This window comes from Hafnia paralvei (genome assembly GCF_020150375.1).
In the GTDB taxonomy this organism is placed as follows: domain Bacteria; phylum Pseudomonadota; class Gammaproteobacteria; order Enterobacterales; family Enterobacteriaceae; genus Hafnia; species Hafnia paralvei.
In genome coordinates, this window is the sequence record NZ_CP083737.1 from 1,657,460 (window position 1) to 1,682,065 (window position 24,606).

Below are 24,606 nucleotides of genomic sequence, written 5' to 3' on the forward strand. Positions count from 1 at the left end.
TAGACTATATGAGGTGGAAATGGACGCAAACTACATTGCTTATGAAACGTTAGTGGCTAACCGTGCCGCTGTTGATTGGGCCTTTTGGTCAATGATTGGTACATGGCTTTCAGGGATTGCTACAGTTGCAGCCGTTATTACTTCGCTATATATAGCACTGAGAAATCCCAAGGCGTTTATAGGTGGTCGCGTAAGACTTGGACGAATGTTTTTTGAAGTTGATGATAAGCCAGTCGTAGCGATAACCGTTGTAAACAAGTCGCTTCATTCAATTAGGATTAAGGCAATTTTTTGGGTTGTTGGTGGTGAAAATGAGATTCAGCAAATGTTCAGAAATCAGGCGTATGACCCACTTCCCATTCGCTTAGAGCATGGTGATGAGGCAAATTACCGAATAATTATTAGCGATGATGATAGTTGGCTGAAGAGAATAGCTAAACGACTATTAGATGAAAATGCATCTGTTGAAAAAATGCAGTGTGTTGTAGCACTCTCAACCGGTGAAAGATACAGGTTGAAAATTGACAAAAGATTTAAAGCTAAAATTGCGCAGTTTATGAGATGACGACTCAAAAGTAGCCGCCTCTGTGCGGTTTTTTTTGCAATCACAAAGGCATTACAGCCGGTATTCCCCGCATGTCTACTATAGTTAGTGGTTTGCCAAGTAAATGATACTCATTATCGAAAAGGTACTCCCGAAGGGGGCCCTTGCCACGGGGCGGCAACCTCGCGGAAAACGCCTCATTTTTGGATTTTGATCTGCCATCACCACTACCTCAACATTTTGAAAATAATAGTTAAATTATTTTTCAGTGGTGAATGTGACTGTTTTTTGTTCATCACTGGAGTGGAGAATGGATAAAGAGTTAACAAATCTCACGCTCAATATCAGCCAACTTGCAGCACTTTCGGATGTTCATCGCCAAACAGTGACGGCGCGTCTAAAGAATGTGGCAACTTCTGGCGGGAATGAATCAAACCTTAAGCTCTATAAATTAACGTCGGTTCTCTCTGAACTGATGAAGATGCCAACGCCGGTTTCAGGTGATGACATGGCGCCGCAGGATCGCAAAGCTTGGTACCAGTCAGAACGTGAGCGGCTCAAATTCGAACAAGAGATAGGGGAGTTACTCCCCGCAAGTGATGTGGCACGGGAAATGGCGTCTATGGCCAAGGCGATGATCCAAGGTCTGGAAACCTTACCGGATATTCTTGAGCGTGATTGCGCGATGACACCATCAGCGGTGCTACGCGTTCAAAACATCATAGACGATATGCGTGATCAGATTGCGCAAAAAGTGGCTGATGCAGACACCTCAATGCCAGAGGAGGGAGAGCCAGAGGAGGCGTGATGGCGTCGCAGGTTACAGCCAGCGTATTACGTAAAAACACCTATGGATTACTGAGTGCGCCTCGGCGCATGCCTGTCGCGGATGCTGTTGCTCGGTATATGCGTGTCCCCGTTGGGGCGGGTAACTCTGTACCTTGGGACCCGATGGTTGCGCCCTATATTGTGGAACCAATGAACTGCCTAGCCTCACGTGAATATGATGCGGTGATATTCGTTGGTCCTGCGCGAACCGGTAAAACAATCGGACTCATTGATGGGTGGGTTGTCTATAACGTAGTTTGCGATCCTTCGGACATGCTGGTTATCCAGATGACGCAGGACAAAGCGCAAGAGCATTCTAAAAAACGTCTTGCCCGAACATTTCGCTGCAGTCCAGAAGTGACTAAATGCTTAAGCCCACGCCGCAACGATAATAATGTTTACGATCGCGTGTTCCTCAACGGTAGCTACTTAAAGTTGGGTTGGCCATCGATCAATGTCATGTCCTCATCGGACTTTAAATGCGTGGCGCTAACGGATTATGACCGTTTCCCCGAGGATATTGATGGAGAGGGGGATGGTTTTTCTCTGGCATCAAAACGCACGACAACCTTTATGTCCGCGGGTATGACGCTGGTGGAAAGCTCTCCCGGCAGAGAAATAACCGATCTGAAGTGGAAACGAACATCGATACATGAAGCACCACCAACGACAGGTATTTTATCTCTCTATAACCGAGGTGATCGCCGTCGCTGGTATTGGCCTTGTCCTCATTGTGGTGAGTATTTCCAGCCAGCCATGAGCTCAATGAATGGCTACCGTGATAATCCCGATCCTGTCGTTGCCAGTGAATCAGCTTTTTTGCTTTGCCCTCATTGCGAGGGACATATTTTGCCCGCACAAAAACGCGAGTTAAATAATCTCGGGATATGGCTGATTGAAGGGCAGCGTATTGATCGGCATGGCGTGATTTCTGGCGAGGCGCGTCGATCACGTATCGCATCGTTTTGGATGGAAGGCCCCGCCGCGGCTTATCAAACATGGGCGCAACTGGTCTATAAATTACTGACTGCTGAGCAGGAGTATGAGCGAACAGGCAGTGAGGAAACGCTTAAGGCGGTTATTAATACGGACTGGGGATTGCCTTACGCACCACGCTCTAGCACCGAACAGCGTAAAGGAGAAAGCCTTAAGGCCCGCGCTGAGGAAGTGGCTAAGCGGACGGTGCCACCAGGAGTACGGTTTCTTGTGGCCACAGTCGATGTGCAGGGTGGTAAACACCGCCGCTTTGTTGTGCAGGTTATAGGTTATGGTGCTCATGGTGAACGGTGGGTGATTGATCGATTCAATATCAAGCAGTCAATGCGTGCCGGGCCAAACGGCGAGAGCCTCCCCATTGACCCCGCAGGCTATCTCGAGGATTGGGATTTATTACGTACTGATGTACTTGATAGAACGTGGCCCTTAGCGGCTGATCCCACAAGTCATTTGCCGGTGTTGGCGATGGCAGTGGATAGCGGTGGTGAGGATGGCGTAACGGGTAACGCATATGACTTTTGGCGCCAGTGTCGTCGTGATGGGGTGCATAAAAAAGTCTATCTCTTTAAAGGGGCGAGCCAGTCAAACGGTAAGATCATCAGCAAAACACTGCCTGATAATACCGACCGACCGAATCGTCGTGCAGAGGCCCGCGGGGATGTGCCTCTTTATCTCTTACAAACGAATGCCCTCAAAGATCGAATCAATAACGCGCTATCGCGTGAAACGGTAGGGGCTAATTACATACATTTTCCTGAGTGGCTGGGTGAATGGTTCTATGACGAGCTGACCTATGAGGAGCGAAGTCCAGACGGAAAATGGACGAAACCGGGCAAGGGGGCTAATGAAGCCTTCGACCTCATGGTGTATGCCCATGCATTGGTTATGTTGCGCGGGTACGAAAGGATAAATTGGGAAAAACCACCTCCTTGGGCGCGATCACTTGATGAATCCATACCTGTATTATCGCCTCGCCCCGCTCAGACTAAAACATCCGAAGTATCAACTCATAAGACAACACAATCACAGACTCAGCATGAGGCTACGGCCTCGGCGTGGGCGCCATCGACGACAGGAGGCTGGTTATGAATCAGACCGATATTGAAGACATGATCCAGTGTTATCTGGAAGCCGAGAAAACATTACTACAGGGGAAGTCGATCACCTTTAATGGACAGTCGATGACGATGGAGAACCTCGGCGAAATTCAGAAAGGCCGAATGTCTTGGGAGCGTCGTCTTGTGCAGTATCAAGCCAGCCAACGGGGACGGTCATCACATAAACTGGCGAGGTTTGTATGAGCCTATTAGATGAAGCCATTGGTTTAGTATCACCGGGCTGGAAAGCGGCACGTCTTAAATCTCGGGCGATGATCCGGGCGTATGAAGCCGTTACTCCGACAAGAACGCACCGTGCTAAACGTGAAAACCGCAATGCCAATCAGCTGACCCAATCAGGGGGGCGCTCGTTACGTGAGCAGGCTCGATGGCTCGATTGTAACCATGACTTGGTGATTGGTCTGTTGGATAAACTGGAGGAACGTATTGTTGGTGCCCGCGGAATCATTGTAGACCCTCAACCCATTTTAAAAACGGGTTTGGTTGCCGATGAGTTAGCGAAAGACATTCGTGCGGCTTGGGCGGAGTGGTCTGTTGCGCCGGATGTTACAGGGCAGTTTACGCGCCCCGTGCTAGAGCGGTTGATGGCACGCACGTGGTTACGTGATGGTGAGGTGTTTGGGCAAATGGTGAGCGGGGCGGCAGCAGGACTAAATCCTACGGGCAACGTTCCCTTTTGGATCGAAGCATTAGAGCCTGATTTTATCCCGCTTGAGCTAAATGACGAGGGTAAGGGGATTTGTCAGGGTGTTGCGCTCAATGAGTGGGGGCGTCCGACAAAATACGTTGTGTATAAAACATTAACTCGTTTGGGCAGCGCGCAGGGAAACACGAAAGAAATCGCCGCAGACAGCATGGTTCATCTGAAGTTTATGCGTCGGTTGCACCAAATTCGTGGCAATAGTTTGCTCGCTGGGGTGCTGATGCGTCTAAGTGCACTCAAAGAGTATGAGGATGCCGAATTGACTGCAGCGCGTATTGCGGCGGCTTTGGGCATGTTTGTTAAGAAAGGCGATCCCCAAACCTACGGTGATAACGAAGGTTCAGGATCATCAGATGGTCCTCGAGAATTAGATATCCAGCCGGGCATGCTTTTTGATGGGCTACAGCCCGGCGAAGATATTGGCATGATTAAATCCGACCGGCCGAATCCCAACCTAGAAACTTTCCGTAATGGCCAACTGCGAGCGGTTGCAGCCGGAAGCCGTGGAAGCTTTTCCAGTATTGCCCGTAACTACAACGGGACTTACAGCTCACAGCGCCAAGAGCTGGTGGAATCGTTTGAGGGCTACAGCATTTTGCAAGATGCCTTTATCGCGGCGGTGAGTCGCCCGATTTACCGCAATTGGCTTCAAATGGCGATCACATCAGGAGTGATTAATGTCCCCCTCGATGTGGATAAGGAGACTCTTTTCAATGCGGTATACAGCGGGCCGGTGATGCCGTGGATTGATCCGTTGAAAGAGGCTAATTCGTGGCGGGTGCTTTTACGTGGCGGTGCAGCCACGGAGGGCGATTGGGTTCGGGCTCGGGGGGCAAATCCGGGCGATGTTAAACGCCGCCGCAAGGCCGAAATTGATGAAAACGCCGCCTTAGGACTGAAATTTGACACAGACCCGGCGAACGATAAAGGGGAAGGCAGTGAGCAAAAAACAAAAAAATAGTGTGTTTATGACGCCGCGAGCGGCTGCGAACGGGGAGAAAAACTGGTTTCGAATGAAAGCCAGTGGAGAACGGTCTGCTGATATTTATATCTTTGATGAGATCGGTTATTGGGGAGTGAGTGCGCGGCAGTTTGCTAGCACATTGAAAGCGCTGGGCGAGTTAGACCATATCAACTTACATATTCACTCGCCGGGTGGAGATGTGTTTGATGGCATTGCCATTTACAACTTACTTAACAGCCACCCTGCGAGCAAAACGGTCTATATCGATGGGCTGGCCGCATCGATGGCTTCAGTTATTGCGATGGTCGGCAACCCTATCATCATGCCTGAAAATGCGATGATGATGATCCACAAGCCGTGGGGCATTACGGGGGGCGATGCGGATGATATGCGTGATTACGCCGATCTCCTTGATAAGGTCGAAACGGTGCTTATCCCCGCATATGCCAAGAAAACCGGCAAGACTACTGACGAATTAGCCGACATGCTGAGCGCTGAAACATGGCTTTCTGGACGAGAGTGTGTGGAGCATGGTTTTGCTGATCAACTGACAACATCTGTGCAGGCAATGGCTTGCATTCATTCAAAACGTATTGAGGATTTTGATTCCATGCCTAATTCATTAAAGAATATGATTATTGCGCCAAAGGCCCAAGCCCCCGTATCAACACCACAGGCAGCTCCGACTGCTGCGCCAGCCACGGTTGATGAGAACGCTATCCGCGCTCAGGCGCGAGAAGAACAAAAACAGCGCATTAATGGTATTAAAGACCTGTTTGCGATGTTTGGCGGTAAGCATCAAACCCTGCAGGCATCCTGTATTGAGGATATCGAATGTTCTGTCGAGCAAGCGAAAGATAAACTGCTTGCTGAATTGGGCAAAGATGCGACGCCATCAAATAAGAACACGCCTCATAACCTTATTCATGCGAGTAACGGTAATTTCACCGGTGACGGTATTCGTCAGGCGATTATGGCGCGTGCAGGCTATGAAGAACGTCAGAATGATAACGTCTACAACGGTATGACATTGCGTGAATATGCACGTATGTCACTGACTGAGCGCGGTATTGGCGTGTCCTCGTTGAATCCTGTTCAAATGGTGGGGCTGGCGCTAACCCACAGTACATCGGATTTTGGCAATATCCTGCTCGATGTCGCGAATAAGTCGATCTTGCAAGGGTGGGAAGAGGCGGAGGAAACCTTCGAGCTCTGGACTAAAAAAGGGCAGTTGTCGGACTTTAAAACCGCTCATCGTGTCGGTTTAGGGGGCTTCCCTTCCCTGCGTAAGGTTCGAGAGGGGGCAGAGTATAAATACATCACAACCAAAGATCGTGGTGAGTCAATTGCCTTGGCAACCTACGGTGAAATTTTCTCAATTACGCGTCAGGCACTGATTAACGATGATCTAAACCAGTTAACTGATGTCCCGATGAAAATGGGCCGAGCAGCGAAGGCGACCATTGGCGATCTGGTTTATGAAATTCTTACGGCGAACGCCGTGCTGTCTGATGGTAAAAAACTCTTCAGTCCAGACCACAAGAACGTAAGCACTGGGGCGATTGATGTCGCTAATTTGGACAAAGCCCGCTTGTTGATGCGAACCCAAAAAGAAGGTGATCGAAGCCTTAATATCCGTCCAGCATTTATGCTGGTACCAACAGCGCTAGAAACACTCGCTAATCAGACGATTAAGTCTGTAAGCGTCAAAGGTGCCGATATCAACGCGGGGATCATCAACCCAATCCAGAACTTTGCAACCGTCATCAGTGAAGCCCGTCTGGATGATAAAGATGCAGCCGCATGGTATCTGGCGGCGGCTAAAGGGACGGATACGATTGAGGTTGCTTATCTTAATGGTGTGGATGTGCCCTATATCGATCAGCAAGAAGGCTTTAATACTGACGGGATTGCCACTAAGGTCCGTATTGATGCCGGTGTAGCTCCGTTAGATCATCGCGGTTTGGTGTATTCAAGCGGCAAATAACTTTCCACACATGTGATGTGAACAGCCCTAACGGGCTTTTTTTATACCTAAAATCCGGCCCCATTGGGGCCGTGGAGCAAAGAGTATGGCTACGAATTTTGTGCAAGATGGCAATGTGATCGAGGTTGTTAATGGTAACGCCGACCTAATTTCCAGCGGTGAACCTATCGTAATTGGCGATATTGTCGGTGTGGCAATTACTGATATTCCCGTGGGCGATGCAGGGGCCGCAATGGTAAGTGGTGTCTTTTTGCTACCAAAATTAGCGGCAGACGTGATCCCTATGGGGAAAAAAGTGGCGCTAAAAGATGGGAAAATTCAATTGGACGCTACTGATGCGGTGGCCGCAGGCATTGCATGGAAGGCTGCTGATAAAAATAGCGCCATGATTGAAGTGAAACTCAATGGCTAGTCCGTTTGTGCAGCTCACGGCAAAAATGGATCGTGTGACCGCTGAACGCTTTGGCAAAGCGGTCACCATCAATGGGCAGTCTTATACGGCCGTTGAGTCTCATCTATTGCCTGAAATGGGCCCTGTGCAGGGGGATGGTGTTTCATTAGTGGTTTTTTCATTGGCATATTCACCACGCCGCAACGACAACGTGGTGGTGGATGATGGGTCCTATATCGTCACCCGTCATCAGCTCTTTAATGGAAAACCTCAGATTTGGCTGGAGTAGCGTTATGTCAGTTAAAGGGCTTGAACAGGCGATCCTAAATCTGAATAGCTTGAGTCGGATAATGGTGCCCACGGCAACGGCGCAGGCCGTCAATCGTGTGGCCGCGCGAGCCATTAGTCACAGCACGCGTAAGGTAGCAAAAGAAGCGCGAGTGGATGACAACCGGCGAAAGGGGCTCCCTGTCAAATTGGTCAGGCAGCGAGCTCGATTAAGGAAGGCCAAACCGGATCGTCCAATTGCGTCGATCAAAATAAATCGAGGCAACCTTCCGGCGATCAAATTAGGCGCGGCGCGTGTGCGTCTCTCTCGTCGCAGAGAGGCCAAACACGGTAAGGGCAGCGTACTTAAAGTGGGGCCCTACACCTTTCGCAATGCTTTTATTCAGCAACTAGCTAATGGCCGCTGGCAAGTGATGCGCCGTGTTGGGCGTGCCCGTTATCCCATTGATGTGGTGAAGGTCCCCCTGTCTGGGCCGTTGACCGAAGCATTTATGGCATCGTCGTCACAACTTATCGATAGCGACATGCCAAAAGAGTTGGCCTCGGCGCTGAAAAATCAACTGAGACTACATATCAAACGATGAGCAAACATACCCAGATCCGTCAGGCCGTAACGTCACAGCTTCAACGTGAAATTACTGAGCCAGTGACATGGTTTGATGGGCGCCCTGCCTTTCTTGATGAGCAAGATCTTCCCGCTGTTGCCGTTTATCTCTCTGATGCGGAATACACCGGAGACACCTTGGATGAGGATAGTTGGCAAGCAGCGTTACATGTTGAGGTGTTTCTTAAATCGGCCCAGCCAGACAGTGCGCTAGATAGCTGGATGGAGTCGCACATTTATCCCGCACTGTCCAATATCCCAACGCTCGATACCCTGATCGAGACGATGACCCCCCAAGGTTATGACTACCAACGTGATGAGGAGATGGCGACGTGGGGCTCGGTTGATCTGACTTATCTTCTCACTTATTCAATGTAAGGATGTTATATGACAACACCTAACCCACTGGCACCGGTAAAAGGTGCGGGTACCACGCTATGGCTCTATACCGGCAAGGGTGACCCTTATGGAAACCCGTTAAGCGATGCTGATTGGTCGCGTTTGGCGAAAATTAAAGATCTTCAACCCGGCGAAATGACCGCCGAATCCTATGATGATACCTATCTCGATGATGAAAACGCCGATTGGAGCAGCACGGCGCAAGGAGAGAAATCTGCTGGGGATACCAGTTTTACCCTCGCGTGGAAACCCGGAGAGAGTGGCCAACAAGGGTTGGTTGAATGGTTTACTGAAGGGGATGTTCGTGGCTATAAAATCAAATATCCCAACGGTGCGGTTGATGTGTTCCGTGGTTGGATTAGTAGCCTAGGCAAAGCGATCCCAGCGAAAGAAGTCATTACCCGCACGGTAAAAGTTACCAACTCAGGCAAGCCGTCACTGGCTGAAGATTTACGCACACCGGCAGTCCCTGTCACTGGGGTAACCGTCACCCCTGCGACCGGCAATATTGCGGTTGGCGCCTCTGAAAGTGTCACGTTCGCGATTCAGCCAGACAATGCCACGGATAACACTTTGCGGGTTGCATCATCAGATCTAAAAACGGCGACCGTCGTGGTAAAGGATAAGGTTGCTACGGTCACGGGTGTTAAGGCGGGAAAAGTCGAAATTATCGGCATGACGAATGATGGCCAACATGTGGCCATAGCAACGTTTACCGTGGCGTAACTTCGCTCTATTTCATTTCAATGGCCCCTGACTGGGGCCTTTTTTATAGGTATTTGTCATGTTTTTGAAAAAAGAAACGTTTAAGTACAACGGCCAGTCTGTCGTATTGCACCAAATCTCGGCATTACAGCGCGTGGAGTATTTTGATTATTTAGCCTCGAAAGAAGCCATTAGCGATGAGGGAAGCGAAAGTTTACGTCATACAGCGCAGCTTGTGCGTCTTAATGTGGATGTAAATGCATGGCTGATTTCTCGCTCGTTATCCCATGAAACACCAGAGTGCGATGAAAATGAGCTTCACCAAACTATCCAAAAAACATGGCCTAGCGAAGCAATTAACGAAGCGGTGGAAATAGTGCTAGCGCTTAGCGGCATGCATCCCAAGTCAGCAGACGAGGCTGCTCCCTCGCCTGATACCGTTGAGCCGGTAGAGGAAAAGCCGCTGGCAAAATAGCGGCCCGCGAGCGGGCATTTGCACAGCGTCTGGCTCATGAGTTTCGGCGCCCAGACTGGCGCCGTATGCTCAGTGAAATGAGCGCCACCGAGTTCTCAGATTGGGCAAATTATTTTGCGCTAACTCCGTTTAGTGACCAGTTACTGGATGCGGAGTTTGCCACGATGAAAGAGATGCTTGTGACCGTGTTCGCGAGTGGGGGCGAAATACGCGCTGAAGATTTTAGCCTGCTTTCCCAGCCAGAACGTGAAGAGGTTAAAACGGATGATGAACTTATGCTGATCGGTGAAGGTGCCTACGGGGGAGTTCGATATGTCCCAACAAATTAGCGACTTAGTTATTAATCTCGATGTAGATACTGCCACGTTTAAAGAGCAAATGGCGCGTATCCGTGGGCAACTATCAGGCATGGGGAAAGATGCAGATGGTTCATCGGATCGAATGCGTAAGCTGGTGGAGAGTCAAACCAACGCAATCAAAGGGATGGGGGATACCAATGCTCGGGTAATGAGCGAGGTTAAATCTCAGCAGTCTTCTACGGCCGATACGCTCAAAAAGGATTGGGAAAAAGCATCTAAAGCGGTCGATGAAACTCACCGACGTGTCGCGGAGTTGAACCGAAAATTACAGGAGAGTCAGTCTCAGAGCGCGGCATTAGGTCGCGATCAGGATGCGCTGACGGCCTCATTTTTTCGACAAATTGATGGTACCAAGCAGCTGAGTAACGGGATGCAATCGCTTGGGCGCATTCAGGAACAGATCCGTGCCGCGCGGAAAAATGGCAACATTACCCAGCAAGACTATCTCACTCTTCTATCGCATTCTTCCGCACGTATTAAAGAAACGGCACTGGCGGAGGCGGAGGCTGGTAAGCAAAAAGCGCGATTTCTACAGCAGCTAAAATCTCAGGTTGTCGCACAGAAACTTTCTGGTACTGAGCTTTTGCGTTTCAAAGCGGCTCAAGTCGGGGCTGGTGATGCGGCAGAACTGTATATCCGCAAATTAGAGACAGCTAAAACAGCAACCCGCAACCTTGGCATACAAAGTGCGGCAGCGCGTCGTGAACTGGGTGTTTTGGTGGGGGAACTGGCTCGAGGTAACTTTGGGGCCTTGCGAGGGTCGGGCATTACCTTGGCGAACCGTGCTGGATGGATAGAACAATTGATGAGCCTACGCGGATTAGGCTTAGCCGCCGTTGTGGGAGGGATTGCAACAGCGGTCTATGTGCTGGGAAAAGCATGGTACCAAGGTTCAGAAGAAGCCGTGGCCTTTAATCGGCAACTGATTCTAACGGGTAATTATGCGAGTAAAACATCGGCTGAACTACAGTCTATGGCGAAATCACTGTCGGGCGGCGGTATCACTCAGGGCGCCATGTCGAGTGCGTTAGCCTCAGTGGTGGGCAGCGGTAGTTTTTCTGGCAATGCCGTTACGATGATTGCAGATACTGCCGCTAAGATGCAGGCCAGCGTAGGCCAGTCCGTGGATGAGACAATCAGGCAGTTTAAACGCTTGCAGGATGATCCCGTGCAGTCGGTTTTGGAACTGGATAAAACGCTGCACTTTCTAACGGCAACCCAACTCGAGCAGATCACTACACTGGCAGAGCAGGGACGTACAACGGATGCTGCTCGGATAGCGATGGACACCTACGCTAATGCTATGCGTGCTCGAAGTGCCGATATTAAAAATAATCTCGGAGACTTGGAGAGCGCGTGGAAATGGTTAGGCAATGCTGCATCCGGCGCGTGGGATCAGATGCTGAATGTCGGGCGTGAGAGCACACTAAAAGACAAGGTAGAGTCTACCCGCCAACAGCTCGAGCGAGCTCAAAAGGATCTAGATAGTCTGCAACGTGGGGGGGCGGCGGACTCCACGGGATATGGCTATGGGCGTAAAAATGACTCTCTGATCTCGCAGCAAGAGACTCAGCGGGTCAGTAGCCAAAAGGCGCTGGTTACCCGCCTGCAAAAAGAACTGGGTGAACTGAGTGAGAAATCCTATCAGGATTCAGTGACTGCAGCGCGAGCAGCCGCTGAGCAAAAAGAGCAGGAGCGACAAAAGCGCCAATTTCAAAGTGACCAGGATCTCAAGCGGCAGTATGAAACCTCGGAGGAAAAACATCAGCGTGAGATTTTGCGGATCAAGAATTCCTACGCATCACAGTCTGCAAAAGATGAGGCGGTTAAGCGTGAAAATGCGCGCTTTGCCAAAGAGCAGGCGAGCAAAACGCGTAAAGGACCCCAGTATAAAGCGCCGGTGGGTGATAAGGCCGAGGAATCAAGTCAAGCTGATTTACAAGCGCTGCAGGCGCAGCTGGTGGTTCTGCAACAACACAAGGCGGTGACAGATGTTATCAGCCAGCAGCGCAAAGACTTATGGAAATCGCAGGCGCAATTCGCGGTATTAGAGGCCGCTGCGACTAAGCGCCAACTCACCACGCAGGAACAATCGTTATTAGCCAGCAAGTCGAGTGTATTGGCATATAAAGCCCGCGTTGCCGCGGTAGGTGACGAGGTTGTTTTACAGGAGCGATTAAATCGCCTCAATGATCAGGCCGATAAGTATCTTCTTCAGCAGCAAACTAAGCGGGACGCATTGCTGGCTAGCCAAACAAAGTCCAGCCGAGAGGTGCAGCGAGGACTCGAGCGCTCTCAACTGCTTTCAGGTCAGAAAGATAATCCTCGTCTCAATGAAATGCTAGATGCTCAGCGAAAAACGTGGGAGCAAGAGGACCAGTTGCGATCGAATTGGCAGGCCGGAGGGCAAAAAGCGTGGGCGGATTATGCAGATGCAGCAACAGATGCTTATAGCGTGATGAAAGATGCCGGAGGGCAAGCACTGACCGGTTTAAGTTCTCAACTCACCACCTTTTTGACGACGGGTAAAGCAGACTTCAAATCCTTTACCAGTTCCATTCTCAGTATGTTGACTGAAATTCTCGTAAAAATGGCTCTGGTAAATGGCGTTAAATCCTTGGCTGGTGCGATGGGATGGGGCGGCATTGAGGCCAATGCAAAAGGCGGGGTGTATTCCTCCGCAAGTTTGAGCGCATACAGTGGTTCGGTTGTCGATAAGCCGACGTTTTTTGCATTCGCTAAAGGGGGTGGTGTCATGGGAGAAGCTGGCCCTGAGGCTATTTTACCTTTACGCCGTGGCGCCAATGGAAAACTAGGTGTGGTTGCGGGAAGTGGCGGCGGCGGAAGCCCCGTTTTCCATAATACCGTTATTTTACAAAATGACGGATCAGCCACATCTAAGTCATCTGGTGGCAATGAAGCTGTGAGCAAAACCATGATGAAAATGCTCGATCAGTTTTGTCAGGACAATATTAGTGAATCCCTTCGTCCGGGAGGACAGCTTTTTAACGCGATGAAAGGTCGTTAATCAGCGTATTCATTGAGGAACGCTCATGGCAATTGAAACTTTTATGTGGCCTACACAGGTCGCAGGACAGCCCACGACGGAGTACGCCAGAACAATACGCGAGGTGCAATTTGGTGATGGATATAAGCAGGTATCTGAAAGTGGCATTAACTCAGAGCGGATAAAGTTTTCTTATTCTTTTCGTGGCTCTCTGAGCGTGGCCATTGCGATCCGTGATTTTTGTCGTCGTCACTGTACTAAGGCATTTATTTGGACGCCTCCGCATGGTGATAAAGGGTTGTACATTATCAGCGCAGATTCAATCCGATTAATTCCTAACGGCAAAACGCAAGCAACAGTCTCGGCGACTTTTGAGCAAACCTTTTCAGCTGTGGAGGTCTAATGTCACTAAATAGCGATTACCAAAAATTGGAGCCGGGTAATACAGTTCGTCTGTTTGAAGTCGATGGCTCTGCATTTGGTTTGGATGAAGTATTGCGTTTTCATGCTTATAACCTGTCTCATACGCCGGAAGAAATCACTGCGGCTGGTGGGGATGACGCTAAGCTCGCCGCAAAATCTATCTGGTGGCAAGGAAAGGAATACGGTGCATGGCCTTGCCAAATAGAAGGATTAGAAATGGCGACGAGTGGTAGCACAGCCCAACCTACATTGACCCTTGCTAACTTAAACGGTTCGATTACTGCGCTTTGTCTACGCTTCGAAGATATGGCGCAGGCTAAAGTGACTATTCACGACACGCTGGCACATTATCTCGATGCAAATAACTTCCCCGAAGGCAATCCTACCGCAGATCCCGAGCAGGAAAAAAAGCAGGTTTACTATATCGACCGTAAGTCACTCGAAAACGATGAAACCGTTGAGTTTGAGCTGGCGAGCCCTGCCGATTTACGTGGCCTGCAAATACCGACGCGCCAGATCCACTCGCTGTGTACATGGTGCTCACGCGGCTGGTACCGAACGGGTAAAGGGTGTGATTACGTGGGCACTCGCTACTTTGATGAGAATGGGCAGCCGGTTGATGATCCGAGTCAGGATAAATGCGGTGGGTTACTCAGCGATTGTCAAAAGCGGCATGGTGAAAACAATCCGGTGCCGTTTGGCGGCTTTCCGGGTGCAGCACTGATAAGGCAATAGTATGAGAGAGAAAACGATACAGGCTATCGTGGCCCATGCCGCAGAGGTTTATCCAGCTGAATGTTGTGGCGTGGTGGCGCAGAAATCACGTGTCGAGCGCTACTTTCCCTGCCGTAATATCGCGGAAAATCCCACGGAACAGTTTCATTTATCTCCGGAGGATTATATTGCAGCAGAAGAATGGGGAACCGTAACGGGGATTGTGCATAGTCATCCCGATGCCACCACGCAGCCGAGTGAGCTGGATAAGGCGCAGTGTGACGCGATGGCAATTCCGTGGCATATCGTGAGTTATCCTGAAGGGGACTTACGCACCATGATGCCGCGCGGGGAATTGCCGCTGGTGGGGCGCGCGTTTGTATTAGGGCATACAGACTGCTGGGGGCTGGTTATGAGCTACTTCCGGCAAACGCATGGCATTGTGCTTAATGATTACCGCGTTGATTATCTATGGTGGGAATCAGGAAGCGAAAATCTCTATCTGGATAATTGGTATGAATGCGGTTTTCGTGAGTTTAGTGGCCCACCTCAATCAGGCGATATGGTGATAATGCAAGTCTCCGCGCCGGTCGCGAATCATGCCGGTATTCTGTTAGATGATGGGATGCTGTTGCATCATATGTACGGCATGTTGAGTCAGCGTGTTCCCTACGGGGGCTACTGGAAAGATCGAACTGTGAAGATAGTCAGACATATGAGCCTGATTAACTAATAAAGCTTATGGTACCCTTTGAGCATTAACTAAAGGGATGCTGATATGAAAAAAACAATCGTTGTGTTAGCTATATTGGGCTTGGTTGGATGTAAAAGCCTATCTGACATTAGGTCAGAAAAGCCGGATACTTCTTTCAACTCGAGCAAATCTCCTGATGCTGTGGCTGAATGTATTCTATATGGATGGCAAAGCCAGAACCTTCTTGATGGTCCGATGAAGGTATATATTCAACCAGCACCAGAAGGAAAAACTGTATACACGGACAGTTTATTGGCTGTAGCTGATATATCAAAAGTGGAACAAAACGAGTCGAACATTAAGTTATATCTTCGTGGCTTGTATAAAAAAGATGACTTAAGGCAGATAGCCTTAAGCTGCAAATAAACCCGCAACTGCGGGTTTTTTTATGGAGATAAAATGTCATTCATAACACTCCCCGAAAGAAAATTAATCTTCCATGGATTACTAATCAATGAATTTGGAAAAGAATTTACGTATAGGGCTAGCAGTGTCCCTAAGATGGTCAGTGCCGCAAAAAACTTAATTCCAAATTTCGAAAAATATTTAATGGAGGCTCACCAGCGTGGCCTGACGTTTGCAGTATTTGTTGGTAAACGCAATGTTGGTTTGGATGAGTTGGAAATGACTAAAGGCTCTGAGCCTATTCATTTACTTCCTGTAATTATTGGAAATAAACGCGGTGGACTTTTCCAAACAATTTTAGGCGTTGCTTTAATTGGCGCTGCTCTAGCAATGGGACCTATAGGGTTGGGGTTAGTTACATCGACTACAGCGTGGAGCATAGGAATGGCGGGTGCATCGATGGCGCTCGGTGGTGTAGTCCAAATGCTATCCCCCCAACAGGCTGGTATTCGAATGCGACAAGATCCGGACAATAAACCCAGCTATGCATTTGGCGGTCCTGTTAACAGTACCGCTCAGGGCAATCCGGTTGCCATCGGTTATGGTGAACGGGAGATCGGCGGTGCAGTTATTTCTGCTGGGATATATACCGAAGACCAGCAATAAACATATCAATTCACAAGACCCGCTACGGCGGGTTTTTTTATGGGTGAAATATGATAAACGAGATTAAAGGCCAGAAAGGTGGCGGTGGTGGTGGGCATACGCCTGTTGAATCACCCGATAGTATCCAGTCGATGGCCATTGCCAAAATATTGCTCGCGTTGGGTGAGGGAGAATGGGCTGGTGGCCTTGATGGTACCAATATTTTCCTAGATGGAACGCCGCTCACTAATGAGGACGGTAGCTCGAATTTCGAGGGGGTAAGTTGGGAATTTCGCCCCGGTACTCAATCGCAAGAATATATCAAAGGTGTGCCTGCTGTTGAGAATGAAATCACCATTGGCACCGAACTTAAGAGCTCGGCGCCGTGGGTGCGTGCGGTTAACAATACTCAGTTATCTGCAGTGCGTTTGCGGTTCGGCTGGCCTGCATTGCAGCAGCAAAAAGATAACGGCGATGTGAACGGCTACAAAATTGAATACGCTATCGATGTGGCCACGGACGGTGGCGCATATCGTGAGGTGCTTAAATCTGCCGTTGATGGCAAAACGACAACGCTTTATGAGCGCAGCCACCGTATTGATTTACCCACAGCGACAACCGGCTGGCAGTTGCGTGTTCGCCGTCTCACCGCCAACGCTAATAGCGGTCGTATTGCCGACACGATGAATGTTGAGGCTTACACTGAAGTTATCGATGCCAAATTACGCTATCCAAACACTGCGCTGCTCTACGTAGAATTTAACGCCAAGCAGTTTCAAAAGATCCCTAAAGTGACATGCCGACCAAAGATGATGATCGTCAGAGTGCCGGATAATTATGAACCGGTCACGCGGCAATATTCTGGTGTCTGGACGGGCGGGTTCAAGTGGGCATGGACTGATAACCCAGCATGGGTGTTCTATGACATCTTGGTCTCTGATCGTTACGGGTTAGGCCAACGCATTGACTCCACGCAGGTGGATGAATCTGAGCTTTATCGTATTGCGCAGTATTGTGATCAACTGGTACCCGATGGACGCGGCGCGGATGGTATGGAGCCACGCTTTAAGTGTGATGTGTACATTCAATCGCGTGAAGATGCGTGGACCGTTCTAACGGACTTTGCCGCGATATTCCGCGGTATGACCTGTTACGGGCAAAATCAGATTGTGACACTGGCAGATATGCCGCGAGACTTGGATTACACATATACGCGCGCCAACGTTATCAATGGGAAGTTTGCATACTCAGCCTCGAGCGAACGCACACGGTACACCACAGCTATGGTGGGATGGTCAGACCCAGCCAATCATTATGCCGATGCTGTCGAGTCGGTGTTCGAAAATGCATTAGTACGCCGCTATGGGGTGAATCAGACCGAGATCACGGCCATTGGTTGTACGCGTCAAAGCGAGGCTAATCGCCGTGGCCGTTGGGCATTATTGAGTAATAGCCAAGACCGAACGGTTGAGTTTTCCGTGGGGCTCGATGGTTTAATCCCGTTTCCGGGGCATATTATTGGCGTTGCCGATCAGATGCTCTCAGGGCGAGTTATGGGAGGCCGCATTAGCAGCGTTGAAGGGCGAAATGTTCGCCTCGACCGCGAGCCAGACATTAAGAGCGGTGACCGTCTGATCGTTAATCTACCTTCTGGTATCAGTCAGGCCAGAACGGTGCAGTCGGTAAATGGTCGCCTTGTTACGGTGACAACGAGCTATAGTGAAACTCCGCAGGCCGAATCAGTATGGGCAGTTGATGCTGATGAACTCGCAGTGCAGCTCTACCGCGTTGTGAGTGTGGCAGACAACAACGACAACACATACACCATCGTTGGGGCTTACCATGATCCGGACAAATATGCACGGATTGATACCGGCGCACGCATAGACGAACGTCCCATTTCCGTTATTCCTCCGGGTGTTCAGGTAGCACCAGAAAATGTTCTCATTACCAGCTATTCAAGCGTCAACCAAGGGATTGCGGTGACTACGCTGCGTGCGACGTGGAACGCGGTGAAGAATGCGATAGCGTATGAGGCTGAGTGGCGAAAAGATAACGGTAACTGGGTATCAGTCCCGCGCACGTCGGCACTGGGCTTCGAGGTTCCCGGTATTTACGCGGGTCGTTATTTAGTCCGCGTTCGTGCTATCAACGCCAGCGATATTTCTTCACTGTGGGCGACGTCACTTGAGACGCAGCTTAATGGGAAAGAAGGAAAGCCGCCGTTGCCTGTAGGTTTCAAGGCTGATCCACTATTGTGGGGGATTTTGCTTTCTTGGGGATTTCCAGATGGTGCTGAAGATACGCTAAAAACTGAAATTCAATACTCCACAACCGCTGGCGGCGGTGATGCCATGTTGCTTTCTGATATTCCTTATCCACAGCGAAGCTATACGCAAACTGGATTAAAGGCTGGGCAGGAGTTTTGGTATAGCGCGCGCCTTGTTGATCGTACTGGTAATCAAGGGGATTGGACGGGGTGGATCCGTGGTGCGTCAAACGGTAACGCGGGGGATTATCTGGAGGGCATTGGGGATGAATTTTTAACCTCTGAAGATGGTGAGAAGCTAACCAGTGATATTGATACGAATATTGAAGGGATCATACAAAATGCGCTGGCCAATAACGCCACTGTAGAGCATCAGTGGGCACAATACGGGGAGGTTCGCGCGGATATTCTGGTAGTAAAGACAACGATTGCCGAAGTTGATAGGGCTATGGCCGAGATGAAAACTCAGGTTCAGGCGCAGTTTGAGGATGTGACCTCTGTCCTTGAAGACAAGCTAACGGCAACTGTAGATGCTGATGGTGCAACGGCAATTCATGCTCTTAAAGCTGGCGTTCGCATAAATGGTGTTTTTTATAATGCAGGCATGTCGATAGCCGTGTTGGCACCTACAGGGAAACCAGTTGTTACTCGCATAGGGTTCAATGCCGATCAGTTTGTTTTAATGAGCGGAAGCGGTAATACCCAGTACTCACCGTTTGCAGTTGTTAATGGGCAGGTGTTCATCGATGACGCATTTATTCAAAAGGCTTCTATAGGATCGGCAAAAATTGCTGACTATCTACAATCAGATAACTTTGTTGAGAATAGCGTTGGGTTAAGAATTGGTTTTAGAAATGGTACCTTTGAGAACTACGGTAGTACACCGGGTCAGGGGGCAATGAAACAGACCAACCAAACAATCACATCTAGGGATGAAAATGGTGTGGTTTTGGCGCAATTTGGAAGATTAACGGGCGTTTGGTAATTCCCTGGGTGGCTTAGGCCACCTTTTGTTTTTAAGGTGGAGATATGGCTTACGGTCTAGCGGTGAGAAACCCAAATACGGGGAGGATGTTTAACCTTGCCGACGTTGCAAGCGGCATGTTGACGTTTGTTACAAAGCTTGAATTTAATCTTGCTTATACAACTGCGACCTCTATGACCTTCAATGTGTTGGGGGGCGTGCCAGAATCGGCGCAAATCGTGCTGATATACAACGTATCAACCGCGGCAATCATTGCGCCATCGCCCTATGTCGGCGTGGATTTTGTTAGCGTTACCGGATTTACTCGTAGTGGTAGTAATTTGATTATAAATTTCAATACTAAACTCGATGCTCCTGGTGCGCAGCAGGCACCGCTATCAATTAGCGTATACCAAACAACAACCTTCCCGAAAATAAGTAGTAATTCATATGGGGTAGCATTCTTTGGTGGCACATCACCACAGGCTATCACAGACACAATTAAAATCGGCTATGTTCGTGCCAACGCCGTGCGCTCTATTGCAGCTAATGCGACGATTAACGTATCAGATATAGCCGGATCCGGAGATGCAGTATTTGGCTGGTGGAGTAACCCATCTGCAGTGGTTGAAATGAACCATGCAGATAAAACTATTTCATCAACGGCCGCAACGACTCTTTACCTCACGGCGTTCGGAGAAGTTCCCAATCTAACATTGCCGAAGTATGGACTAGCAATCTGGAATAAGTCGGGGAGATTGGTATATAGCAGTGCACATATTCCATTCTCAAAAGTAACAACGAAAAACATTGGAACGGGTACCGTCGATACTGGCGTAGATAAGCCAATGATACCGCTGGGACGTTGCGGCTATGACGCCATCAATAATGGCCTATGGACTATACCCATTCGAGGTTTCACGATAAATGGTAGGAATGTGGGATCTGGCCGGTCAGCGCGAAATCAATACACCAGTCTGAATACGGGGGGCGCCACGCCAAATATTGCCAATTATCCACTTCCATGCCCAATACTTGACGCCACTCTATACCACAACGTCTAGATCCTAAAAATCCATAAGCCCGCCGAGCGCGGGTTTTTTATTTCATAAAGTCAGAGGCCATTATGTCAGCAGGGACAATAACCTTAACAAATAACTCTGCAGCGGTATCGGGTGCAGGAACGGCGTTTACCACAGATTTAAAGGCAGGGGACTTTATCGTCTCTGTCGTGGGTGGAGTGACCTATACGCTGCCAGTTAAAACCGTAAATAGTGCCACTGGCGTTACGCTGCTCAAAAATTATGATGGACCAACTCAAGCGGGGGCAGCATGGTCAGCAGTACCACGCGATACAATGAACGCTATTACTGCGCAACTTGCAGCAGAAACAGCGCAGGCTCTGCGTGGACTGAATTACGATAAACAGAATTGGCAGCAGGTATTTAGTGCGACAGGAAATGTCACCGTAAAACTTCCAGATGGCAGCAGTTTTACTGGCCCCGCATGGGGTGGAATAGTCACACAAATAAACGATATTAAAACCGACCCAAGATGGGATACGGTGAATAATAAAGCAGGCGGGAGAGTTACTACCCCAATAGACGTTGGTGGCTCAGTGCACGTAATTACTAGCTCTAGCAGCTGGGGTGTATATGGGTTTAAGTATCCATCCACACTATTGCAAATGGCCTATTGGTTTTGTGAGAATTTTGGTGATTTAGTCTTTGTCACAACAGCGGCAACCAAGCCGGGAACCGAAAAATATTTTTCCATGCGTCAGAATGGGGATTTTAATACGCAAGGAAACATATCATGCGTTTCACTTATTCAGACGTGTGATCGAGATGCAAAAGATAACATTGAACCGATTGAAAACCCGCTTGAAAAATTGGACAAAGTTAACGGTTATACATACCTATTCAAAGATAGCGGGCTTCCATCTGCTGGGATCATTGCTCAGGAATTTAAAGAAATCCTCCCTGATATCATCAGCACAAAATCGCCTTTAGTCCCCAAATATAACGACGAAGGGGAGGTGGAAGGTGTTGAACCTGATAGTGATTTAAATAACTTAACCTATGGTGTTGAGCCTATGGGGGTGATTGGTTTTCTGGTCGCAGCCTTAAAGGCTGAGAAGCTGGAGAGGGAAAAACTGGGTATGGCGTTAGCAGATTTGAAGAAAAAGGTAGATCTGCTTTTGCGTAATGAATGAGCCTGCTAGTACTTCATAAGTTTGCGCCGGAGCGTATGCAAGACTCCGGCGCAGTGACAATAGTAGTGCCATGATATTGATTTTAACACTATAATAAGCAAAGGCTTGCCTGCCGGTTTCAAAACTAGCTTGGTGGATTTATGCTGATTCGATGTATGAAGGAGGTGGGAGTGCCAGCAGAGATTAAAGTATACCTTGAGGATGCTAATCAAGCCTATAGCTCCGGTGTGTGGTGCCTATTAGAGGAAATCTTCACTGAACATATGGGGATGCTTCTGAAACGGATTGATGGAGTTTCAGCAACAGTTGCATTACGTGATGCAGATATCTATGTAACACCATTCAGTGCAGGAATAGACCGAATTTGCGCTTATATGTTTAGTCATCATAAAAAAAATTTCCTTCTTATTGGTATTAGCATCGGACAAAATTTGCCAATTGTTGAGAACCTATTCCCCTGTTTGCAAGGAAGCGTTTTTATCCGAAGAACTGACTCTGTTGAGCAAGTTCGTCATAAGGTGTCTCAAGCTTGGACTATGTCAAACGAAAAAAAAGAAGAAAAATGCCGTTCATGCCGTCGCTTATTATTAACAGCAGGTGAAAAACGTGTAATCTATTATTTAGATAAAGGTTTTAGCGTGTCTCAAATTGGTAATATTCTAGGGATAGGAATGAAAATGGCAAGCCAAAGAAAACGGAAAGTTATGAGGAAGTATAATTTGCACTCAGATGTAGAACTGTGGAATTTTCTTAACAAATGGCGAGAATATTTAATTCCTGCTGAATAATAATCTCACTATTCTAGTAAGCTTATGTTGAGTAAGTTCGAAGGAAATCAGTAAGCATTTGAGAAATCAGCGTGTATATAACAAGCTGGCGCAGTGACAATATCAGTGGATCGCTAATATGTTTAAGTGATTCAGATGGATATTGTCAGGCGCGGATTGTACGGATTAAACCTGAGATAGCAATGAGAATCAATCGGATATTTTATTGAGTTGTATTAGCTCTAACTTGACCTGACTCATCTATAGCACAGAGCTGAACCTAATCTAACAGTCTGCTTCGAGCGAGTAACAGACTTTGGCAGTTATTCTAAAAACTGTAACTGCATGACTAACATTGAGGAAATATGATCAATGTGGAGGAGGTTACAGCGTGTTTATCTTGATTTAGCGCACCCAAACCTATAAGGCGTCGGGGGGCTCATCTGGGGAAATTATCAAGGTTAGTTTTATTAATGATTGCTTGGGAGAACTTACAATTCTAAGGGGGGGAGTAATCTTAAAGGCCCTGACCATTGTAGTCAGGGCCTTTAAGGTACTTCAGACTTCAGATTTAACATTAATGAACTTAATAAAATGATACTGCTATTTATACTGCTTTTAAATGTACCCGTTTACCACAGATAATATTGGGCATTAATACTAAAAATCCTCCCTCTATTTATCTCGTCATACACCTGCCTGCGCTTTCAGAACCTAAGCGTGGCAACTTAAACAAGCACATCCCCTCGCGACATATACTCTTTGATGCGTTGCCTATTGCCGATACGGTTACCATTAAAAAATGAAACCTGCAGCATTAACTAAAAACAAGGCCTTACATCATCGCGCTAACACTACCATTTTGCGAGCAAGCACAAACACTACGAGGCCTGAAAGCGAACTTCATCCCAAACAACACACTTCGTGGCCTATAAAGCAAAATGGTTTTTCATTACTTCTTTCTATTCAGCAACTGATTAACCAATTTCATTGTGCTGCTGAGTACTAATTTACTCATTTTAAATTTGAGGTCAATACTGTTTTTTAAAACATGTTTTTATTTACATCGATAGTGACAGTGCTGCATCCTGCTATTCATTGTACAGACCTACTGGCAACGTCCGCACATTTGGCACAGAGCTACCTGTCAGATTAGGTTCAGCTCTGTGCTACAGATGAGTCAGGTCAAGTTAGAGCTAATACAAGTTAATGCCGCTTATTTTAATATTCTAGTGCCCCAGCAAAATAAGGTCTTCGGGTGCATATGCGTTAGAATTGTCATTACAAATCACGCACTTCGCCGCACGAACTTGCTCTCTTGCAAGATTTTCATCGTTGATTGCTTTGATCACCATAACCTTGCAGGTACCATTTTCAATAACGTGGGCACCCACTCGCAAAGCATTTCTATTCATGTCATAGGCAATGTTCATTGAGATATTCCTTTTAAGTAGTAGACCCTGAGAGTTTACCCACTAAATTTTTATGGGTATGACAAAGTATTGTTTGGTTGAGTTATGGTTAAACAGCAGAAGCAATCAGTCGTCATAATAGAAACGTGAGTTCGGATGTTCGATCCCTGCATCAACATAATCAATCGCTCTCTTGAGCGCCTTCATCAGCTCCTCAGCCTTATCCCGCCTCATCACTATCTTCTGGTCTGGGAACTCAACAGTAGCCCATCCAGCTACTCCAGAAGCCATATCTTTGAATGATGCATTCAGAAATACTAGATCAGCCATTGCTAGGTGAGTCACGTCAAATTCTGTTAGTTCTGGCATAGCGCCCAACTCGGACTTGCGATTTTCTACAGCCATTTCAAACCCTCACTTGTAAACATTCCAAATGTATCGATAAAACATTGCGTACAGAAATGAGTACCAAATATTTATAGTATTTTATAAATGATATTTAATTCAGTTGGTTGAGTGAGAGTACGTATAGTCGTGGATGAGGAAAGTTGGCGCGGCCTTGCTCAAAATAACATCTCTTATCGGGAAACAAAGTGATAACTAGTGTAACCGCGAAATCAGCTAAACCCAATGCTTGCGGCGAACTGTGCGGAAAACATCGCATTAATCTTTTATCTGGTTTAGCTAATCGGTGTTTGCTATTTAATTTTCTTTCCGATATTGAGTACAC

General features: G+C 48.1%; 25 protein-coding genes. 23 read left to right on the top strand and 2 right to left on the bottom strand.

All coding sequences use genetic code 11. From position 1 onward, the window contains the following. Positions 1 to 19: 19 nt before the first annotated feature. From K9N75_RS07875 to K9N75_RS07985, 23 genes are all read left to right on the top strand, one after another. A complete protein-coding gene (locus tag K9N75_RS07875; RefSeq protein WP_096080957.1) occupies positions 20 to 565 on the top strand; it encodes a hypothetical protein in 546 nt (181 codons plus the stop codon). Positions 566 to 854: 289 nt separating this feature from the next. Then, positions 855 to 1,352 (top strand): DUF1441 family protein, encoded by a 498-nt coding sequence (locus K9N75_RS07880; RefSeq protein WP_095661687.1) that lies wholly within the window; start codon positions 855 to 857, stop codon positions 1,350 to 1,352. Next, complete coding sequence (locus tag K9N75_RS07885; RefSeq protein WP_096080956.1) at positions 1,352 to 3,457, top strand: phage terminase large subunit family protein; 2,106 nt, start codon at positions 1,352 to 1,354, stop codon at positions 3,455 to 3,457. Before K9N75_RS07880 ends, K9N75_RS07885 begins: the two co-directional genes overlap by 1 nt. Further along, positions 3,454 to 3,669 (top strand): DUF6148 family protein, encoded by a 216-nt coding sequence (locus K9N75_RS07890; RefSeq protein ID WP_043491625.1) that lies wholly within the window; start codon positions 3,454 to 3,456, stop codon positions 3,667 to 3,669. The genes K9N75_RS07885 and K9N75_RS07890 overlap by 4 nt, the downstream gene beginning before the upstream one ends. After that, positions 3,666 to 5,150, top strand: a complete 1,485-nt coding sequence (locus tag K9N75_RS07895) for a phage portal protein (protein ID WP_096080955.1) — start codon at positions 3,666 to 3,668, stop codon at positions 5,148 to 5,150. The genes K9N75_RS07890 and K9N75_RS07895 overlap by 4 nt, the downstream gene beginning before the upstream one ends. A gap of 7 nt (positions 5,151 to 5,157) precedes the next feature. Next, complete coding sequence (locus K9N75_RS07900; protein ID WP_326490415.1) at positions 5,158 to 7,140, top strand: ClpP-like prohead protease/major capsid protein fusion protein; 1,983 nt, start codon at positions 5,158 to 5,160, stop codon at positions 7,138 to 7,140. Between the two features lie 85 nt (positions 7,141 to 7,225). After that, positions 7,226 to 7,552 carry a DUF2190 family protein gene (locus K9N75_RS07905; RefSeq protein ID WP_043491629.1) on the top strand — a complete coding sequence of 109 codons (327 nt, stop codon included), beginning with the start codon at positions 7,226 to 7,228 and terminating at the stop codon, positions 7,550 to 7,552. Beyond that, positions 7,545 to 7,820, top strand: coding sequence for a hypothetical protein (locus K9N75_RS07910; protein ID WP_043491631.1), 276 nt, complete (start codon positions 7,545 to 7,547; stop codon positions 7,818 to 7,820). Before K9N75_RS07905 ends, K9N75_RS07910 begins: the two co-directional genes overlap by 8 nt. Before the next feature lie 4 nt (positions 7,821 to 7,824). Further along, on the top strand, positions 7,825 to 8,403 hold the full coding sequence (locus K9N75_RS07915; RefSeq protein ID WP_043491634.1) for a phage tail protein: 579 nt from the start codon (positions 7,825 to 7,827) through the stop codon (positions 8,401 to 8,403). Continuing rightward, the gene (locus K9N75_RS07920) at positions 8,400 to 8,801 is read left to right on the top strand and encodes a phage minor tail U family protein (RefSeq protein WP_043491637.1); all 402 of its coding nucleotides are present in this window, start codon (positions 8,400 to 8,402) and stop codon (positions 8,799 to 8,801) included. Before K9N75_RS07915 ends, K9N75_RS07920 begins: the two co-directional genes overlap by 4 nt. A gap of 9 nt (positions 8,802 to 8,810) precedes the next feature. Further along, positions 8,811 to 9,548 carry a phage tail protein gene (locus K9N75_RS07925; RefSeq protein ID WP_043491639.1) on the top strand — a complete coding sequence of 246 codons (738 nt, stop codon included), beginning with the start codon at positions 8,811 to 8,813 and terminating at the stop codon, positions 9,546 to 9,548. A 58-nt stretch (positions 9,549 to 9,606) separates the two neighbouring features. Next, positions 9,607 to 10,002, top strand: coding sequence for a phage tail assembly chaperone G (gpG, locus tag K9N75_RS07930; RefSeq protein WP_043491641.1), 396 nt, complete (start codon positions 9,607 to 9,609; stop codon positions 10,000 to 10,002). A gap of 65 nt (positions 10,003 to 10,067) precedes the next feature. After that, complete coding sequence (locus K9N75_RS07935) at positions 10,068 to 10,331, top strand: phage tail assembly protein T (protein WP_051874090.1); 264 nt, start codon at positions 10,068 to 10,070, stop codon at positions 10,329 to 10,331. After that, positions 10,315 to 13,389: a phage tail tape measure protein gene (locus tag K9N75_RS07940; RefSeq protein ID WP_224452441.1), complete on the top strand. Its 3,075-nt coding sequence runs from the start codon at positions 10,315 to 10,317 to the stop codon at positions 13,387 to 13,389. Before K9N75_RS07935 ends, K9N75_RS07940 begins: the two co-directional genes overlap by 17 nt. Before the next feature lie 25 nt (positions 13,390 to 13,414). Beyond that, a complete protein-coding gene (locus tag K9N75_RS07945; protein WP_051874091.1) occupies positions 13,415 to 13,771 on the top strand; it encodes a phage tail protein in 357 nt (118 codons plus the stop codon). Next, positions 13,771 to 14,526: a phage minor tail protein L gene (locus tag K9N75_RS07950; protein WP_224452442.1), complete on the top strand. Its 756-nt coding sequence runs from the start codon at positions 13,771 to 13,773 to the stop codon at positions 14,524 to 14,526. The genes K9N75_RS07945 and K9N75_RS07950 overlap by 1 nt, the downstream gene beginning before the upstream one ends. Position 14,527: 1 nt before the next feature. Continuing rightward, complete coding sequence (locus K9N75_RS07955; RefSeq protein ID WP_224452443.1) at positions 14,528 to 15,238, top strand: C40 family peptidase; 711 nt, start codon at positions 14,528 to 14,530, stop codon at positions 15,236 to 15,238. A 45-nt stretch (positions 15,239 to 15,283) separates the two neighbouring features. Further along, positions 15,284 to 15,625 (top strand): hypothetical protein, encoded by a 342-nt coding sequence (locus K9N75_RS07960; RefSeq protein ID WP_224452444.1) that lies wholly within the window; start codon positions 15,284 to 15,286, stop codon positions 15,623 to 15,625. Between the two features lie 33 nt (positions 15,626 to 15,658). After that, positions 15,659 to 16,270 carry a tail assembly protein gene (locus K9N75_RS07965; protein ID WP_375374056.1) on the top strand — a complete coding sequence of 204 codons (612 nt, stop codon included), beginning with the start codon at positions 15,659 to 15,661 and terminating at the stop codon, positions 16,268 to 16,270. Positions 16,271 to 16,320: 50 nt separating this feature from the next. Next, a complete protein-coding gene (locus K9N75_RS07970; protein WP_224452445.1) occupies positions 16,321 to 19,503 on the top strand; it encodes a TipJ family phage tail tip protein in 3,183 nt (1,060 codons plus the stop codon). A 44-nt stretch (positions 19,504 to 19,547) separates the two neighbouring features. Next, positions 19,548 to 20,546, top strand: a complete 999-nt coding sequence (locus K9N75_RS07975; protein WP_095661880.1) for a DUF6453 family protein — start codon at positions 19,548 to 19,550, stop codon at positions 20,544 to 20,546. Between the two features lie 62 nt (positions 20,547 to 20,608). After that, the gene (locus K9N75_RS07980; protein WP_224452370.1) at positions 20,609 to 21,697 is read left to right on the top strand and encodes a tail fiber domain-containing protein; all 1,089 of its coding nucleotides are present in this window, start codon (positions 20,609 to 20,611) and stop codon (positions 21,695 to 21,697) included. Between the two features lie 170 nt (positions 21,698 to 21,867). After that, on the top strand, positions 21,868 to 22,485 hold the full coding sequence (locus K9N75_RS07985) for a helix-turn-helix transcriptional regulator (RefSeq protein ID WP_224452446.1): 618 nt from the start codon (positions 21,868 to 21,870) through the stop codon (positions 22,483 to 22,485). Positions 22,486 to 23,693: 1,208 nt separating this feature from the next. On the opposite strand, the gene ydfZ is transcribed toward K9N75_RS07985, so the two are convergent. Together ydfZ and K9N75_RS07995 are read right to left on the bottom strand one after the other, a co-directional pair. Beyond that, positions 23,694 to 23,897, bottom strand: a complete 204-nt coding sequence (gene ydfZ, locus K9N75_RS07990) for a putative selenium delivery protein YdfZ (RefSeq protein WP_224452447.1) — start codon at positions 23,895 to 23,897, stop codon at positions 23,694 to 23,696. A 105-nt stretch (positions 23,898 to 24,002) separates the two neighbouring features. Continuing rightward, positions 24,003 to 24,281 carry a hypothetical protein gene (locus K9N75_RS07995; RefSeq protein WP_224452448.1) on the bottom strand — a complete coding sequence of 93 codons (279 nt, stop codon included), beginning with the start codon at positions 24,279 to 24,281 and terminating at the stop codon, positions 24,003 to 24,005. Between the last annotated feature and the right edge of the window lie 325 nt (positions 24,282 to 24,606).

What these genes read in the sequence shown, in the direction of transcription:
- K9N75_RS07965 (WP_375374056.1), top strand. Translation starts at nt 15,659, where the DNA reads ATGTCATTCATAACACTCCCCGAAAGAAAATTAATCTTCCATGGATTA.
- K9N75_RS07905 (WP_043491629.1), top strand. Translation starts at nt 7,226, where the DNA reads ATGGCTACGAATTTTGTGCAAGATGGCAATGTGATCGAGGTTGTTAAT.
- K9N75_RS07910 (WP_043491631.1), top strand. Translation starts at nt 7,545, where the DNA reads ATGGCTAGTCCGTTTGTGCAGCTCACGGCAAAAATGGATCGTGTGACC.
- K9N75_RS07975 (WP_095661880.1), top strand. Translation starts at nt 19,548, where the DNA reads ATGGCTTACGGTCTAGCGGTGAGAAACCCAAATACGGGGAGGATGTTT.
- K9N75_RS07915 (WP_043491634.1), top strand. Translation starts at nt 7,825, where the DNA reads ATGTCAGTTAAAGGGCTTGAACAGGCGATCCTAAATCTGAATAGCTTG.
- K9N75_RS07875 (WP_096080957.1), top strand. Translation starts at nt 20, where the DNA reads ATGGACGCAAACTACATTGCTTATGAAACGTTAGTGGCTAACCGTGCC.
- K9N75_RS07995 (WP_224452448.1), bottom strand. Translation starts at nt 24,281, where the DNA reads ATGGCTGTAGAAAATCGCAAGTCCGAGTTGGGCGCTATGCCAGAACTA.
- K9N75_RS07895 (WP_096080955.1), top strand. Translation starts at nt 3,666, where the DNA reads ATGAGCCTATTAGATGAAGCCATTGGTTTAGTATCACCGGGCTGGAAA.
- K9N75_RS07945 (WP_051874091.1), top strand. Translation starts at nt 13,415, where the DNA reads ATGGCAATTGAAACTTTTATGTGGCCTACACAGGTCGCAGGACAGCCC.
- K9N75_RS07980 (WP_224452370.1), top strand. Translation starts at nt 20,609, where the DNA reads ATGTCAGCAGGGACAATAACCTTAACAAATAACTCTGCAGCGGTATCG.
- K9N75_RS07925 (WP_043491639.1), top strand. Translation starts at nt 8,811, where the DNA reads ATGACAACACCTAACCCACTGGCACCGGTAAAAGGTGCGGGTACCACG.
- gpG (WP_043491641.1), top strand. Translation starts at nt 9,607, where the DNA reads ATGTTTTTGAAAAAAGAAACGTTTAAGTACAACGGCCAGTCTGTCGTA.
- K9N75_RS07960 (WP_224452444.1), top strand. Translation starts at nt 15,284, where the DNA reads ATGAAAAAAACAATCGTTGTGTTAGCTATATTGGGCTTGGTTGGATGT.
- K9N75_RS07920 (WP_043491637.1), top strand. Translation starts at nt 8,400, where the DNA reads ATGAGCAAACATACCCAGATCCGTCAGGCCGTAACGTCACAGCTTCAA.
- K9N75_RS07880 (WP_095661687.1), top strand. Translation starts at nt 855, where the DNA reads ATGGATAAAGAGTTAACAAATCTCACGCTCAATATCAGCCAACTTGCA.
- K9N75_RS07935 (WP_051874090.1), top strand. Translation starts at nt 10,068, where the DNA reads ATGCTCAGTGAAATGAGCGCCACCGAGTTCTCAGATTGGGCAAATTAT.
- K9N75_RS07885 (WP_096080956.1), top strand. Translation starts at nt 1,352, where the DNA reads ATGGCGTCGCAGGTTACAGCCAGCGTATTACGTAAAAACACCTATGGA.
- K9N75_RS07900 (WP_326490415.1), top strand. Translation starts at nt 5,158, where the DNA reads ATGACGCCGCGAGCGGCTGCGAACGGGGAGAAAAACTGGTTTCGAATG.
- ydfZ (WP_224452447.1), bottom strand. Translation starts at nt 23,897, where the DNA reads ATGAACATTGCCTATGACATGAATAGAAATGCTTTGCGAGTGGGTGCC.
- K9N75_RS07955 (WP_224452443.1), top strand. Translation starts at nt 14,528, where the DNA reads ATGAGAGAGAAAACGATACAGGCTATCGTGGCCCATGCCGCAGAGGTT.
- K9N75_RS07940 (WP_224452441.1), top strand. Translation starts at nt 10,315, where the DNA reads ATGTCCCAACAAATTAGCGACTTAGTTATTAATCTCGATGTAGATACT.
- K9N75_RS07890 (WP_043491625.1), top strand. Translation starts at nt 3,454, where the DNA reads ATGAATCAGACCGATATTGAAGACATGATCCAGTGTTATCTGGAAGCC.
- K9N75_RS07970 (WP_224452445.1), top strand. Translation starts at nt 16,321, where the DNA reads ATGATAAACGAGATTAAAGGCCAGAAAGGTGGCGGTGGTGGTGGGCAT.
- K9N75_RS07950 (WP_224452442.1), top strand. Translation starts at nt 13,771, where the DNA reads ATGTCACTAAATAGCGATTACCAAAAATTGGAGCCGGGTAATACAGTT.